This window comes from uncultured Brachyspira sp. (genome assembly GCF_910588665.1).
Classification (GTDB): Bacteria; Spirochaetota; Brachyspiria; order Brachyspirales; family Brachyspiraceae; genus Brachyspira.
Genome location: NZ_CAJUPR010000003.1, coordinates 177,451 through 193,658 on the forward strand (window position 1 = coordinate 177,451; position 16,208 = coordinate 193,658).

The window sequence follows — 16,208 nt, forward strand, 5'->3', positions numbered from 1 at the left end:
GGAGTAATTTTACATGGAATTATTTGATGTAAAGATAGAATTACGGAAAGGCATAAAAAATAAGGCAGCATATCTGCTCGCGACTTTGGGAGAATTTGCTTTTCTTATAATAGAAATTTTTAAATATACTTTCAGATCTTCATTTTCTTTTAAGCTGTTAAAAGAGCAGATAGTAAGAATGGGAGTAGATTCTTTTATTGTGGCATCTGTTACGGTGCTTTGTACTGGTATGGTTATGTCTTTGCAGATTGCAGTTGTGCTTGACAGCGTATTAAAAGGCATATCTCAATTTGTAGGATCTATGGTAGGCAAAGCTATGGTTAAAGAGCTTTCTCCTATGCTTTTAGCTTTGATATTTGCAGGAAGGGTTGGAAGTTCCGTTACGGCTGAAATAGGTACTATGCAGGTAAGCGAACAACTGGACGCTTTAAAAACTTTGTATACAAACCCTATAGAATATGTTGCCGTACCGCGTTTTTGGGCAGCTGTTATATCTCTTCCTATGCTTACAGTTTCCGCTGATGTTATAGGTGTTCTGGGCGGGGCTGTGGTAACAGTATTTGTACTTCGCAGCGATCCTATACATTATTTCGACAGTGCTATTTCAGTTATCAGTATAGGTGATTTTATAGGAAGTTTAATTAAGTCTACAATATTCGGTGCCGAAGTAATGATTATATCATGTTTTTACGGCTTTAGAACTTCTGGAGGAGCTGAAGGAGTAGGCAAAGCCACTACTATAAGCGTTGTTTACAGCTTTATGGCGATACTTATAACCGATTATATCTTGGTTTCTATATTCGGTATGTTCGGAATGTAATTTATATTATAAAACATTATATATTTTTATAAAATACTTTTAATGCTTCTCTGACAATTTCTCTGTCATCAAAATGTATTGTTTTATCAGGAAATATCTGATATGTTTCATGTCCTTTTCCCGCTATTATAACTATATCATTTTCCTTTGCTTCTTTCACAGCTTCAAATATAGCTTCTCTTCTATCTATTATTTTTCTATAGTTTTTATTTTTAAAGCCTTTTTCAATATCTTTCATTATTTGATTAATATCTTCAGTTCTTTGATTGTCCGTTGTAAGTATTGAGATATCCGAATATTTTTCAGCTATTTCAGCCATTATAGGACGCTTCTTTCTGTCTCTGTCTCCTCCGCATCCGAAAACAACTATTACTCTGGAAGGATTTAATTTTCTAGCCTCAGATAATATATTTTCTAAACTATCGGGAGTATGAGAGTAGTCAACTGCAGCAATAAACGGATGTTTTTCTTTAGTAACTATTTCAAATCTTCCTGCAACCTGAACTTTTCTCATAGCTTTAATTGATTTTTCTATATCCAATTTATATTCGCAGGCATAAGCTAGTACCGATAATGAATTTAAAATATTAAATCTTCCAAGCATAGATAATTTTACTTTTGATATAAACTTTCCTTTTGCATAAAATTCATATTCTGTATTTTTTGAGTTCAGAGAAATTATTTTTCCGTAATAGTCGGCTTTCTCATTAAGTCCGTAGGTAACCATATTTAAATCAGATTTTTTTATATAGTTTGATATTTGTCTGAAATTATCCGTATCTATATTAATTATTGCCAATTTTTTTTTCTTAGCGCTTTCTTTTAAAAGTGAAAATAATTTCAATTTTGCTTTAAGATAATTCTGCATATCTCCATGATAATCAAGATGATCTTCGGTTATATTGCTAAAAATAGCAGTGTCATACTGTAAATAATCGCATCTGTTCATAGCAAGAGCCTGAGAAGAAGCTTCCATTACTATATAAGATACATCTTTTTTTAATGCCTTATAAAATATATTTTCCAAATCAATAGATTCTGGCGTGGTAAGATTAGTTTTTAATTCTGTTTTTCCTATCATATTTTTTATTGTTCCTATTAAAGCTGTTTTATTTTTATTTGCTTCAAGTACGGATTTTAATAAATATGTTGTGGTTGTTTTTCCGTTTGTTCCTGTAATTGCTATTGTATTAATTTTTTTTGTAGGCTCATCAAATAGTTTTGAAGAAATATAGGCTAAGCATTCTCTGGTATTTTTTACCGCCACAAAATATACTTTATCATACTTTTTTTTAAGTTCATCTATATAGTTTTTATCGGCGGCATTATCATATATTATGATGCATGCTTTATTATTAATAGCGCTTTCTATATATTTATGACCGTCATCTTTTAATCCTTTTATAGCTGCAAAAATATAATTATTTTTTACTGATTTTGAATTGTATGCTATTGATTTTATTTTTGTATTTAAGCATTCTTTTGTTAATTGCTTTTCTTTTGATACTTTATAATTCTCAATAATTTCTTTAAATAATTTCATGCATAATCCTATCTCTATAAAAATAAAGCAATATTATATATTTTATAATAAAAAATATATGCTTGATTTTTAAGTTTAAAAGATATATAAATATAACATATAAAAATATTTTATGGAAGTAAATTTATGAATATATTTATGGTATCAAGTGAAGCATACCCATTTTCTAAAACAGGAGGACTTGGAGATATTGCAGGAAGTCTTCCTTTAGAATTGTCTTCCGTTAAATTAAGATATACAAAGATTAATATTTCTTTAGTGATACCTTTATATAAGCACAATTATAAACTTATAAATAAAAAAAATATATTTGCAAAGTTTAAGATAGAACATGGAAGCGAATTAATTGAAGCTGAAATATATAAAATAAAACATTTTGAAAATAATAATACAGATGTTTATTTCATAAGGCAGGATAACTTCTTCAAAAGAAAAGGAATTTACTCGGAAAACGGAATCGATTATGAAGACAATGCAAGCAGATTTATATTATTTTCAAAGGCTGTTGTTAAACTTATTATATATTTATATGAAAAGAAAAATTTTACATTAGATATAATTCATATTCATGATTGGCAAACTGCTTTAATTGCTCTTTATATAAAAGAAGTCTGTAATGATAAAAAAGCTTTAAAAAAATTAAAGATAATATTTACTATTCATAATTTGGCGTATCAGGGAAATTTTTCAGCGGATATATACAGCCTTCTTAATATTTCTTGGAAATTTTTTGTTCACAGCAGATTAGAATTCTACGGACAAGTTAGTTTCATAAAGGCGGGAATTATACTATCAGATATAGTTACAACCGTAAGTCCTTCATATTCTATGGAAATTCAAAATGAAGAGTTCGGATGCGGAATGAATAATTTGCTCATTGATATATCTGATAAATTATACGGAGTTCTTAACGGAGTGCATGATAATTCTTGGGATCCTAAAACAGATAAATTTATAAAGAAAAATTATGATATAAATACAATATCAAATAAAAAACTGATAAGAAACTCCATATACAGAGAATTTAATCTTATAAATAAAAACTATCCTTTGGTAGCTATGATATCAAGATTTGATCCTCAAAAAGGTCTTGATTTAATATATTCCTCATTTTTTGAACTTTCATCTTATAATGCAAATTTTATTTTTATTTTCAGCAAAAATAATTATTTTATTGATTTTGAAAATGAGTTCATTGAAAGAGCTGCAAGATCTAAAAATATAAAAGTATTATTTACATTTGATGAAGCATTGGCGCATAGGCTTACGGCGGCAAGCGATATGTATTTGATGCCCAGCCGTTTTGAACCATGCGGACTTAATCAAATATACAGCATGAAATACGGAAGTATTCCTATAGTTCATTCCGTAGGCGGACTAAAAGATACAGTTATTAATTATAAGGGAAATAAAAGCCTTAATAAGGCTACAGGTTTTAGTTTTGACGATTATTCTGTAAAAAGTTTCGTTCATGCTATGGACTTAGCCTTTGATTTATATTATAATAAAAAAGAGGTATGGAATAAATTAATATTTAATGCTATGAGTAAAGATTATTCTCTTCATAAAACGGTTTTGGAATATATTAAACTTTATAAAAAATTATTAGACAATTAATGGCAGTATTATCCTATTATAGAATATTGCCGAAATTTAATATAAGGAGTATTATTATGGCAAAAGATCCGAGTTTTGATATAGTTTCTGAGGTTGATATGCAGGTTATTGATGACTGCGTTAATGTTGCTGTTAAGGAAATAGATAACAGATTTGACTTTAAGGGTCAGAATATACAAATTGAATTAAATAAGGGTGAAAAAACAATTATTATATTAGCGCCTGCCGATTTTGTTCTTAATCAGGTAAAAGATATATTATTTCAAAAGTTTATCAAAAGAGGATTAAATCAAAAATGTATTAGAGAGAAGAAAAAAGAAAAAGCCGCAGGTGATGCTGTAAGAGAGATTAATGAAATAGTTCATGGCATAGATAAAGATTTAGCTAAACAAATAGTAAAAGATATTAAAGATATGAAATTAAAAGTTCAGGCAAGCATACAAGATGAACAGGTGAGGGTATCAGGAGCTAAAAAAGATGATTTACAGTCTGTCATTACTATGATTAAGTCAAAAGATTATCCCATACCGCTGCAGTTTACAAATTACAGATAATATTTAAAAGAGGGAGCTTTTTACAGCTCCTTCTTAATTTTATAAAATTAGATTTTTAATCTTATAAGTCCTATGACTTTTCCAACTATTGATACGCTGTCTTTAATTATAGGCGGATATTCTATATTTTCAGATACTAATTTTATACAATCTTTTTCTCTGAAAAATCTTTTTACAGTTATTTCTTCGTTTCCGTTATCGTATATTTTTGCCACTATAATATCTCCGTTATCAGCTTGGCTGGACGGCTGTACTAATATCATATCTCCTTCTTTTATATGGGCATTTATCATAGAATCACCTGTTACTTTCATAAGAAAATTATTTTCATTTTGCACTATAGATTTAGGCAGAGAGTAAGTTTCCTCAACAGCTTCATCTGCAGCATCCATTAAAAGACCTGCTTTAACTTCATTTGCAAGCAATGGTATTTTTATCATATAATGATTTCCGCTGCTTGATGCATCTATAGGCACGCTTCCTCTGGCTCTTTTTCCTGTTTTTTTTACATATCCTTTCTTTTCTAAAGCGGTTAAATGCGTTGTTACTGCAGTCGGAGAGGCAAATTGAAAATGAACCATAATTTCTTTAACGGTTGGAGGATATCCGTTTTCATTGGTGAATTTCTGCAGAAAATTAAAAATATCTCTTTGTTTATCTGTTAATTCAGTCATATTTATGCCTAATTCGTACTATTCGTACTATTCGTACTATTCGTACTATTCGTACTATTCGTACTATTCGTACTATTTTAGTATACTATATAAAAAGTATTATGTCAATCTTTATTAATATAAAAAAATCTGCCTATTAAAAAATTTGCTGCTATTATTTATATATTTACAATATTATCAAATCTACAGGAGTATCATTCATAGAAACTCCTCCGTTTTTAGTTACTATTACCATATTTTCTATTCTGACACCGCCTAAGTTAGGAACATATATTCCTGGCTCAACTGTAACTATACAGCCTCCCTCAAGTATATGGTTGGCAAGAGGCGAAAGTCTGGGAGATTCATGTATTTCAAGCCCTACGCTATGTCCCAAACTATGTCCGAAATATTGCCCGTATCCGTTATTTTTAATAATTTCTCTTGCGGAATTATCTGCTTCCTTTCCTGATATTCCTGAATGTATTGCTCTTATGCCTTTATTATGAGCATCTTTAACTATGTTGTATATTTTACTCATCTCTTCAAAATTTTTTCCCTTACCGAAAAAGAATGTTCTGGTTATATCGCTTTTATATCCGTCTTTTGATAATCCGAAATCCATAAGTATATTATCTCCCAGCTTTAATTTTCTGTCAGAAGGAATACCATGAGGCAGAGATGTTCTGTCTCCGAAAAGTAAAATTGTATCAAATGCTGTTTTATCTCCGCCTTCCTTTCGCATTTGATACTCTAATTCGGCGGCAATATCGCATTCGCTTGATCCTTCTTTTACAAATGCAAGCGTTTTTATCATAGCTTTTTCTGCTCTATTTAAATTATCTTTTATTATTTTTATTTCTTCTTTTTCTTTTACGGTTCTTATAATATCAACATTAATTTTACTTATACTTATTTTTATAGAATTATTAACCATTGCAGAAACTATAGTCTCATACTCGCTTAAATAAAGTCCGTCTTTAGCCACGCTTATTTCATTAATTGAGTTTTCTCTGCAGAACTCTGCAGCAGCATCGGAATATGCCCCTGCCACAAGTATAACAGTAGTTTTATGAGTAACTTTAGAAGCATATTCTGCATATCTTGAATCTACAAATAAATATTTTTTTCCGCTGCTTATAAGAAGCCAGCCAGCAGTGCCTTTAAAACCAGTAAGATAAAATATATTTTCATTTTTAATAATAAGCAGATTTTCATTTGTTAATTTCAATAATTTTTCAAGTCTCGCATCATAATTAAATTTTTTATTTTCTCCGCTTTCAGTTAATGTTAATTTACACATTTTTTAACTCCGTAACATATTTTAATTATTTCTTTTTTATTTTAAATATGCATAAAAATAAAATTGGCTCAAAATCTAATGCTTATATTATACCCATTAAAAATTATGCTTTATCTTTTATTTCAGTAAATATAATATTTAAAAAACTTAGTATTATATTCTATATAATATAAAAAATATAGAAAAAATCAAATATACATTTTATATTATATATGCTTTTTTATTATGAAATTAGCATTACAGAATCAAATATTTATGAATTTATATTTATTATTTTTTTCTATACTCTTTTCTATAACAGCCAGCAAATTATTTTTATTATCTGCCAATACTAAGTATTTATTTTTAATATGAATTTTTTCTATTATTTTTGTATTTCCGCATAATATCTGATTTATATCATTAGGATTTGATATATTTATTTTATCAAAGTTTTTAAACATATCAAAAAATGATAATATTTTATATGAATTTATATCTTCAATACTGCATGCATCATTAATATTATAACTGCCTATAGATACTCTTATTAATTTTTCAGTATAAGCAAGATTTCCTGTAATTTCTCCTATATCTCTTATTATTGATCTTATATATGTGCCCTTGCTTACAGATACTTTTATTTTGAAATAAGGATAATCATATTCTAATAATTCAATATTATTTATATATACATCAGTTTCTTTCAATTCAAAGCTTTTATTAGCCCTTGCCAAATCATAAGCTCTTTTACCGTTTATTTTTTTTGCACTGTATATCGGAGGTTTTTGTTTTATTTTTCCGTAAAAATTTGTCTTTATAATATTTTCTAGATCTTCAAAACTTAATTTATTATTGTTCTCAGATATGTTTATAGTTCTGCCTTCTATATCGTCTGTATCTCTGCTTTCACCGAATATTCCAGATGCGGTATATATTTTATCTAAGTCATCAAATAAAAAAAATAATTTTGTGTATCTTCCGAATGCCAGTATTAATATGCCTTCAGCAAACGGATCTAATGTACCTGCATGACCTATTTTATTTTTTGTTATATTTTCTTTTTCTCTTAATATTTTTTTTGCTTTTTTTACAACATCAAAAGAAGTTATACCTGCTGTTTTACTTATAATACAAAAACCTTTCATTTTAAAACTATTCCTTATTATTTTATTATACAAGTATTATCTGAAGCGAATTAAAATATATGCTGAGAATATTTTCTGATATATTGGATAAACTGCTGTATTTTTTAGAAAATAAATCATTTCCTATAGATTTTACTAAATTATCTATTGCTTCTATATTATGTTTTAATGTGCCTAATTGCTGCTGAGATAAATTCAGCAAATGCAGATTACATTTATCAAATTCTGATATAGTTGTTTTTACTGCATTATTAAGAAGATAATATACATACATTAATTTTTCTTCTTCTTTTGATGTAAGCACAGTATTAGAACCTGAATATATTTTTGAAAGTTCTACCATTTTATATGATATTTTATATATTGAGTTTAAATTATCAAAAAACCAATTTATATTATTTCTTTTTCTTAAATCAGATAATACATATTTAATATCATGCAGTATTGAATATCCTGCTCCTTCATCTTCTCCGATTGATATATAATAATGTGAGCGTATTAATATATCCTGCAAAGAATCGAAATCGGTTTTCCATTGAGTATCCTCTTTATTGGCATTATAATATTTTTTTTTAAACTCATTCCATGTTATAATAAATCTTTCTATTGCTTCTTCTCTGTTTTTATTATTAACATCTTTTATTATAAGAAGCATATGCATATATGATTTATCTAATGATGCCATATCTTCAAGAAAATTATCTTCTTTTTTTTGGCATGATGCTGTAATAATAACTATAAAAAATAAAAAATATTTTTTTGTATTCAATATAAAATCTCCGAATCTTATTTTACATTATTAATTTAATAAAGTTAAAGTAAATGATAATTATTAAAAGGATAATTTATTATAAATTATGGAAAAAAACAAGCTTTATTTTATCATTATTTTTTTATTATTTTGCTTAGTTTCATGTTCAAAAAATAATATAAAACATGGCATGATGTATTCAAAACAGTATACGGATATAAGTTTTGATGCAAGCAGGCTAAAGGCAATTGATAATATATATTACAATATAGCCGAAGAAACTTCATATATTATTAACAGAAGTGATTTTAATATAATTGCCGTATCTTTAAAAGACTCAGATCTAATAGATTTCAATAATAAAAATAATGTCAGTATAAAAGAATATAAAAAAGATGATAATTTTTATGTTGAAATATATGTAAAAGATGAGAGCTTATATAGTAGAACATTATACATATTAAATACATTAAAAAAAGAGGGCAGTATAGACGATAAAACTTTCAGAGCCAATGCATCTATAGAAATACCTGATAGTACAAAATTAAATCCTTATACAAAACAGCTGCTCACCAGGAATGCTTTAAAAAGAGCTTATGAATCATTATTTAAAATACTGAGAAGCAACGATATAGAAATAAATAGGGCTGTAAATATGACAAATAATGCCTATATATTAGAAGAGAGCTATAATTCCAATGAATATAATGTCGTTGTTGAGGCTGTTTTGGATTAAAAATTATTTTTATAAAATACAATAAATTAATGCAGTTAAATATTATATTTTTACCGCTTAATACTTTTATTTTTATTATATTTTTTATTTAAAATTCTGGAAAAACAATCTAAGCTATAATCTGCATATTCCTGTTTATCCTTCATATAGTAAGCAAGACCTGCAGTCATTGCCGCATTATCGGTTGTATATTTAATATCTGGAAGAAAGCATTCAAAATCTTTAGAATTTCCAAATCTTTCTCTCAGATAGCTGTTGCATGCAACACCTCCTGATAATGTAACTCTTTTAATACCGCTTTTTTCAATATATTTCAATGTTTTAATATATAAAGGCTCTATGGCGCTTATCTGAAAAGCCGCCGCTATATTTTCATTTGTAGCCTCATAGCCTTCTTTAAGATATTTCTTTGTTGAATAAACACATGCAGTTTTAAGTCCGCTGTATGAAAAATTAAATTCGTCTTTTCCGCTTAAAAGCACAATAGGATATTTTATTGCATCTTTATTTCCTTCCTTTGCCATTTTATCTATTATAGGACCTCCTGGATAGCCTAGATTAAGAAATTTAGCGACTTTATCGTATGCCTCTCCTACGGCATCGTCCAATGTAGTGCCTATTACTTTATATTCTCCGTAACTGCATACTTCAGTTATTATAGTATGACCGCCCGATACCACTAATGCTATATAGGGAAACTCTATATTATTTGTAAGATGTGGAGAATAAATATGAGCTGCTATATGATCCAATGCCAATAAAGGCTTATCTAAAGAAAAAGCTAATGCCTTTGCACTGCTTACACCTACTAAAAGAGAACCCAAAAGCCCTGGTCTGTTTGTAACGGCAAATAAATCTATATCATTTAAAGATAATTCTGCATCTTTTAATGCCTTATCTATCACATAAAGCATAGCCTCTAAATGTTTTCTTGCGGCAATTTCAGGAACCACACCCTGAAAATCTTTATGCGCATCTATTGATGAACTTAATACAGAAGATAGCACATTATTTCCATTTTCAACTACGGCGGCTGATGTATCATCACAGGAAGTATCTATACCCAGTATCTTCATAATGTTCTCCAAACTTATAATAAAATATTTCTATAATATATATTTTATTATAATATTTGTAAATAGCTTTTAATATTTTATAATTTTTGTTATTTATATAAACAGTGATGAAACTGATAATAAATTTACATAATATTTTTACGATTATATGTTGATAATAATTATTTATTATGTATACTATTATTATAAAATAAATCGGATTTTAATTATATGTCAAATATAGGTATTATAGGTGCAGGCGGCTGGGGATTGGCGCTTGCTAATATTTTTTCAGAGAAACATAATATTAATGTATGGGTTCACAGCGAGGAGAGTTATATATTATTAAGCTCGGTTCATAGAAATGATAATTATTTAAAAAATATAGAATTAAATAAATCAATAAATTTTACTACGGATATAGGAGAAGCCGTAAATGATAATGAAATAATCATAATAGCCACTCCCTCTTTTGCATTTGCTGAAGCCTGTACAAATATAGAGCCTTATATAAGCAATGAGCAAATACTAGTGTCTGCAACAAAAGGTCTTGATAGAAAAACAGGCAAAACTATGAGTGAAGTTGCAAGAAGCATAATATCCGGAGATTTATCTATATTGACATTATCGGGACCTTCTCATGCTGAAGAAACGGCTAAAGGAGTTCCAACCGCCATTGTTGTAGGAGGAGAAAAAGGCATTTCCGAATATGTAAGAGATACTTTAACTATACCGCCTAAATTCAGAATATATAATTCAACAGATCAAAAAGGTGTTGAAATAGGAGGGGCTTTGAAAAATATTATAGCCATTGCAGGAGGCATAGTAGACGGACTTAAACTTGGAGATAATACAAAAGCTGCTCTTATAACAAGAGGACTTCATGAGATAGTGAGATTTGCCTTAAGTAAAGGTGCCAGAATAGATACTATGTACGGACTTTCTGGAATAGGCGATTTAATAGTTACATGTTCAAGCAATCTAAGCAGAAATAACAGACTTGGACGGGCTTTAGCTGAAGGGAAAAAATATGAGCAGGTAATATCTGAAAATCATGGTCAGGTTGCTGAAGGAGTATATGCAGCTACTGCCGCTTATGAGTATGCTGAAAAAAATAATATTTATATGCCTATAACAGAGGCAATATATAATATACTATTCAATAATGCCGATATACAAAATACATTGACAGAACTTATGAGTAAAGACGCTAAAAGCGAGGGCTTTTTTTAATTATAATTTTTAGGAAATTAAGTTTTATTCATATTAAGAACCTGCTGAACTACGCCTTTTAATACAACAGAAGCTTTGGCATTATTTAAATCTTTAAACTCTAATATTACATAAGTTATATTGTCTATATCCAGTCTGAATTTTTTATCTTCAGAATTAGGATCTCCTATTTTCACCGTTCCTTTATATACCATCCAGCCTTTTAATATTACATAAGCGTATCCGTTTTGTTTTAAATCTATATTAAATGTAAAATATGGGCTCGTGCTTTTATAATATCCTGCTCTGTCTTTTAATGTAATTACTTTAGTGGAAGAGATATTTTTTTTAATTTCAGATTTTTGCGATGCTGTTTTATGAGCGGATATATTTCTGCATGAAGAAAAAGTTAATATTATAATAAAAATTACTGTAAAAGCGCCGCCGATTTTCATATTATATAATATATAATTTTTTTTTACAAATTCAAGTTTTTTTTATACTTGAAAGAATAGTATATTTAATATATTATATATAAACTCTAATAATAAAATTAAGGATATGTATGAATAAAAAATTAGATGAAAATAGAATTAAAGAAGGAGTAGGAGGTCAGGCGGTAATAGAAGGAATAATGCTTAGAAATAGAAGTCATTATGTGGTTGCCGTAAGAAAGCCCGATAAGCAAATAGATTTTATAAAATATGCTATTTGTGAAAATAAAAATAAATTATCTAAAATGCCTTTCATAAGAGGCGTAGTTAATTTCGTTGATATGATGAAATTAGGATATAAAACTTTAGTATTTTCTGCAAATACTGCTGGCATTGAAGAAGAAAATAATAATACAAATATTAAGAAGAATGATAGTATAGCTATGACTTTGAGCATGCTTATATCTTTGGCTTTTGCTGTAGGGCTTTTTATAGCTTTGCCTTATTTTATCACTACTCTTATAGGAATAAATGAAAGAGAGCATTTTGTTATATTTAATTTGGCAAGAGGAGCTATAAAATTATCCATATTTGTATTATACCTGCTTGTTATATCATTTTTTAAAGATATAAAAAGAGTATTTGAATATCATGGAGCAGAGCATATGGTTGTTAATGCCTATGAACATGGACTTGACCCGAATACTGGAAATATAAGAGACTATACTACAATACATCCAAGATGCGGAACTACATTTATGTTTTTAGTATTAACAGTATCTATTTTGCTTTACATGTTTACAAGCTACTTTGTATATACATATATATATGCCTCCTATACTCCTCCTAAAATTATAGGAAATCTTACAGTTCTTGCCATTAATATAATGCTTCTTCCTATTGTATCAGGAATATCTTATGAAATACTCAAATTAGGATTTAGATTTTATAATTTTCCTCTTATGAGGCTTGCAATACTGCCCGGACTTTTGCTTCAGAAAATTACAACTAGAAGACCAAAAGATGATGAAATAGAAGTAGCATTATTTGCATTAGATAAATTATTGGATACATCTGTAGAAAATAGAACGGAAGAGGAAGTACAGACTGATATTAATAAAAATTTAGAAATTAATAAATAATAACAGAAAAATTATGCGTATAAAGAAGCGTCTTGTATCAAATGATGATTATTATGAATATTCTTCCGACTATATAAAAAAATATATTATTATAGGTTTGATAATTATTTCTATTTTATTCTTTATATCTGTATTCATTTATTTTAATTATATATCTGTTCCAAGCAAATCGTATATGAAAAATGATACTCCTGTATTGGAAGATAATATAAACTGTATAGTTAATAATAACGGCATATATTATACAGGTGATTTTTCTAGTATTCCTAAATCTATACAGATAAATGATGATATGTATGAGAATCTGTATTTATATTTATTTCATGATAATAATATAATATTTTGGAAGTTTTATAAGTATGGCATAAAAAGATATTTTTCTTATTATGCTTTTAATATACTTGACGGAGATACTCAGTCATTTATTATAAAAGAAAATAAAAAAGATTTTTTAGATTTTTATGATAATTTTATAAGAGCTCAATTTAAAAAGAGTGTAGGGGAGTTCAGCATAGAAATTCCAAATTTTTATAATACTAAAATTAATCTTAAATCCTCAATACATAATTTGATAAATACTGAGTTTTCATTTAAACTTATTAATTTTACGGCATCAATGGTAAATTGGAAACATAACAGAGCATTATATACGGCATTTTATTACGGTTTGCCGAACGGGTATTTAATAGTGCCCGGAAGCGAAAATGCAGTAACGGACACAAGCTCGGTTTTAGCTGTAAATACTGCAGGAAAAAATCCCTCCAGATATAATCATAATATTATAACGGCATTAGTCTATACATCATACACTACAGAACCGATACCCGTTTTTATTTATGAAGCAAAACCTAAATCTCAGAATTCTAAAATGATTAAATTTTTATTTAATAATAAATGGCATATATATAAAGAATTTGAATCTCATAAATATAAAGATATTATAGATCATTATTCTAAAGAAGAAGGATTTAGCTTTGTGTTTACCGTTTCAGGTAATTATATGTACGATTCTTTCGGCAATTTCAGTAAAATAGACACAGAAATAGTAAAAGGAATTTTAGACGGATATTTTACTATAAACGGAGAACAATTTAATATTAACGGAAATGCAGTAAAAGAATTTGTGCATAGCGTATTTTAAACTGTAAAATAAGCATGCTTTATGATAAGCTATAGAGCATATCTCCGTAAGTGGGAAGCTTCCAATATTTCTTAGACACAGTTCTTTCTAATTCATCTATTGTAACCCTCATATCTTCCAGACAGAAGAATATTTTATCTCTTGAAAACTTTGCAGACTTATATATATCTTTAATTTTTTTAGATTCTGAAATATATCCTTCAAGCAGCGTTAATTTATCATCGAGTTCTTTAATTAAATCATTTAGTTTATTAATTAATTTTTTTTCAACATCAAATTTTAATTTTAAATTTCTTTTTTTATCTGCAGTATCCGCAAGTTCTCTGGAATATTCTATGGAATACGGAATTATCTGCTTATGCACCATATCTATTAATGTAAGGGCTTCTATATTAATCTCTTTAATATATTCTTCCATACTTATTTCATATCTTGAATGTATTTCAGCCTCAGTTAAGACTTTATGTTTTGTAAGAACATATATATTCTTTTCTGATATGAAATGAGGCAATGCTTCAGGAGTAGTTTTAAGATTAAATAAGCCTCTTTTATCAGCTTCTTTAACCCATTCTTCGCAGTAGTTATTTCCATTGTATATTATTCTTTTATGCTTTTTAAAAGTTTCTCTGATAAGCCCGTCAATATCTTTCTCCAAATCATCAGATTTTTCCAATGCATCGGCAAATTGAGATAATGCCTCAGCTACTATAGTATTCATTATTATATTAGGACCTGATACGGAAAGACTAGATCCAACCATTCTAAATTCAAATTTATTTCCTGTAAATGCTAAAGGGGAAGTTCTATTTCTATCGGTTGAATCTTTTGTAAGTCTTGCTAAAGAATTAACTCCCATTTCCATTTCAACTTTTTCTTTACTCTTATATTTTTTAGAGTTCTCCATAGACTCAAGTATATCCGTAAGCTCATCTCCAAGAAATATTGATATTATAGAAGGAGGCGCCTCTGCAGCTCCCAGCCTATGATCATTGCTTGCATTTGATGTTGTAATTCTAAGCAAGTCCTGATATTCATCAACGGCTTTTATAATAGCTACCAAAAACAGCAGGAACTGTTTATTTTTTGAAGGATTATCGCTCGGATCTAGAAGATTTAAGCCCGTATCTGTGGCTATAGACCAATTATTATGCTTTCCGCTTCCATTAACTCCTGTAAAAGGCTTTTCATGAAGTATGCATGCCAAATTATGTTTTTCTGCTATTACTTTCATAAGCTCCATAGTAATCTGATTTTGATCCGTAGCCATATTTGTAATTGTAAACTCTGGAGCTAATTCATATTGACCTGGTGCAGCTTCATTATGCTCAGTTTTAGCAACTATGCCGAGCTTCCAAAGTTCGTTATCAAGCTCTTTCATAAATGCAAGAACCCTAGGCTTAATGGCCCCAAAATAATGATCCTCAAGCTCCTGACCTTTAGGAGGACATGCTCCGAATAATGTTCTTTTGCAATATCTCAAATCAGGTCTTTTTAAATACAAATCTCTGTCTATCAAAAAATATTCCTGCTCGGCTCCGACTGTTGTAAATACTCTGTTAATATTATTATGTCCAAATAATTTTAATATTCTTTTAGCTTCTTTTTCTATTACTTCCATAGATCTAAGCAAGGGAGTTTTTTTATCAAGCGATTCTCCGCTGTAAGAACAAAAAGCACTTGGTATGCATAATGTATCATCTTTTATAAAAGCATAGGAAGTGGGATCCCAAGCAGTATATCCTCTAGCCTCAAAAGTTGCTCTTAATCCTCCTGAAGGAAAACTGGAGGCATCAGGTTCTCCCTGAACTAACTCCTTGCCTGTAAACTCCATACGTATAGAGCCGTCATCTGTCTGAGTAATAAAGCTGGTATGCTTCTCAGCTGTTATTCCCGTCATAGGCTGAAACCAATGAGTAAAATGTGTAGCTCCTTTTTCTATAGCCCATTCTTTCATAGCATGAGCCACAACATTAGCTACCTCTAAATTTAAACGTTCTCCGTTTTTTATAGTTTTTATTAATTTTTTATAAATATCTTTTGGAAGTTTATCTCTCATTACATTATCATTAAAAACCATACTGCCGAAAATTTCAGGTATTTTTTTCATTTCTATTGCTCCT

15 protein-coding genes are annotated in these 16,208 nt (G+C 28.6%); 7 read left to right on the plus strand and 8 right to left on the minus strand.

The features are described 5' to 3' along the window. Positions 1-13 precede the first annotated feature (13 nt). Positions 14-820: an ABC transporter permease gene (locus QZ306_RS03360; protein WP_295161042.1), complete on the plus strand. Its 807-nt coding sequence runs from the start codon at positions 14-16 to the stop codon at positions 818-820. 16 nt (positions 821-836) lie between these two features. Here QZ306_RS03360 and QZ306_RS03365 read toward each other — a convergent pair whose 3' ends face one another. Next, a complete protein-coding gene (locus tag QZ306_RS03365) occupies positions 837-2,363 on the minus strand; it encodes a UDP-N-acetylmuramoyl-L-alanyl-D-glutamate--2,6-diaminopimelate ligase (RefSeq protein WP_295161044.1) in 1,527 nt (508 codons plus the stop codon). Positions 2,364-2,489: 126 nt separating this feature from the next. Between QZ306_RS03365 and QZ306_RS03370 the strand changes: the two genes are divergently transcribed. Together QZ306_RS03370 and QZ306_RS03375 are read left to right on the plus strand one after the other, a co-directional pair. After that, positions 2,490-3,980: a glycogen synthase gene (locus QZ306_RS03370; RefSeq protein WP_295161047.1), complete on the plus strand. Its 1,491-nt coding sequence runs from the start codon at positions 2,490-2,492 to the stop codon at positions 3,978-3,980. A gap of 56 nt (positions 3,981-4,036) precedes the next feature. Further along, positions 4,037-4,534 carry a YajQ family cyclic di-GMP-binding protein gene (locus QZ306_RS03375; protein WP_295161049.1) on the plus strand — a complete coding sequence of 166 codons (498 nt, stop codon included), beginning with the start codon at positions 4,037-4,039 and terminating at the stop codon, positions 4,532-4,534. A gap of 47 nt (positions 4,535-4,581) precedes the next feature. On the opposite strand, the gene lexA is transcribed toward QZ306_RS03375, so the two are convergent. The 4 genes from lexA to QZ306_RS03395 form a co-directional block, all read right to left on the minus strand. Next, the gene (gene lexA, locus QZ306_RS03380; RefSeq protein ID WP_295161052.1) at positions 4,582-5,208 is read right to left on the minus strand and encodes a transcriptional repressor LexA; all 627 of its coding nucleotides are present in this window, start codon (positions 5,206-5,208) and stop codon (positions 4,582-4,584) included. A 166-nt stretch (positions 5,209-5,374) separates the two neighbouring features. Continuing rightward, positions 5,375-6,490, minus strand: a complete 1,116-nt coding sequence (locus tag QZ306_RS03385) for an aminopeptidase P family protein (protein WP_295161055.1) — start codon at positions 6,488-6,490, stop codon at positions 5,375-5,377. Positions 6,491-6,735: 245 nt separating this feature from the next. After that, positions 6,736-7,617, minus strand: coding sequence for a tRNA pseudouridine(55) synthase TruB (truB, locus tag QZ306_RS03390; RefSeq protein WP_295161057.1), 882 nt, complete (start codon positions 7,615-7,617; stop codon positions 6,736-6,738). Positions 7,618-7,642: 25 nt separating this feature from the next. Continuing rightward, on the minus strand, positions 7,643-8,302 hold the full coding sequence (locus QZ306_RS03395) for a hypothetical protein (RefSeq protein WP_363322657.1): 660 nt from the start codon (positions 8,300-8,302) through the stop codon (positions 7,643-7,645). 172 nt (positions 8,303-8,474) lie between these two features. On the opposite strand from QZ306_RS03395, the gene QZ306_RS03400 reads away from it, so the two are divergent. Continuing rightward, positions 8,475-9,104: a hypothetical protein gene (locus tag QZ306_RS03400; protein ID WP_295161063.1), complete on the plus strand. Its 630-nt coding sequence runs from the start codon at positions 8,475-8,477 to the stop codon at positions 9,102-9,104. A gap of 50 nt (positions 9,105-9,154) precedes the next feature. Here the strand turns inward: QZ306_RS03400 and tsaD are convergent, their stop codons facing one another. After that, entirely contained in the window at positions 9,155-10,180 is a 1,026-nt protein-coding gene (gene tsaD, locus QZ306_RS03405; RefSeq protein WP_295161066.1) for a tRNA (adenosine(37)-N6)-threonylcarbamoyltransferase complex transferase subunit TsaD, read from the minus strand. 210 nt (positions 10,181-10,390) lie between these two features. Here tsaD and QZ306_RS03410 point away from each other — a divergent pair, with 210 nt between their 5' ends. Then, complete coding sequence (locus tag QZ306_RS03410) at positions 10,391-11,392, plus strand: NAD(P)H-dependent glycerol-3-phosphate dehydrogenase (RefSeq protein ID WP_295161068.1); 1,002 nt, start codon at positions 10,391-10,393, stop codon at positions 11,390-11,392. Between the two features lie 17 nt (positions 11,393-11,409). Here QZ306_RS03410 and QZ306_RS03415 read toward each other — a convergent pair whose 3' ends face one another. Next, complete coding sequence (locus QZ306_RS03415; RefSeq protein ID WP_295161071.1) at positions 11,410-11,826, minus strand: hypothetical protein; 417 nt, start codon at positions 11,824-11,826, stop codon at positions 11,410-11,412. 110 nt (positions 11,827-11,936) lie between these two features. Between QZ306_RS03415 and QZ306_RS03420 the strand changes: the two genes are divergently transcribed. Beyond that, positions 11,937-12,947 carry a DUF1385 domain-containing protein gene (locus tag QZ306_RS03420; RefSeq protein WP_295161074.1) on the plus strand — a complete coding sequence of 337 codons (1,011 nt, stop codon included), beginning with the start codon at positions 11,937-11,939 and terminating at the stop codon, positions 12,945-12,947. Positions 12,948-12,960: 13 nt separating this feature from the next. Further along, positions 12,961-14,088, plus strand: coding sequence for a hypothetical protein (locus QZ306_RS03425; protein ID WP_295161076.1), 1,128 nt, complete (start codon positions 12,961-12,963; stop codon positions 14,086-14,088). Between the two features lie 19 nt (positions 14,089-14,107). Here the strand turns inward: QZ306_RS03425 and QZ306_RS03430 are convergent, their stop codons facing one another. Then, positions 14,108-16,195, minus strand: a complete 2,088-nt coding sequence (locus QZ306_RS03430) for a glutamine synthetase III (RefSeq protein ID WP_295161079.1) — start codon at positions 16,193-16,195, stop codon at positions 14,108-14,110. Between the last annotated feature and the right edge of the window lie 13 nt (positions 16,196-16,208).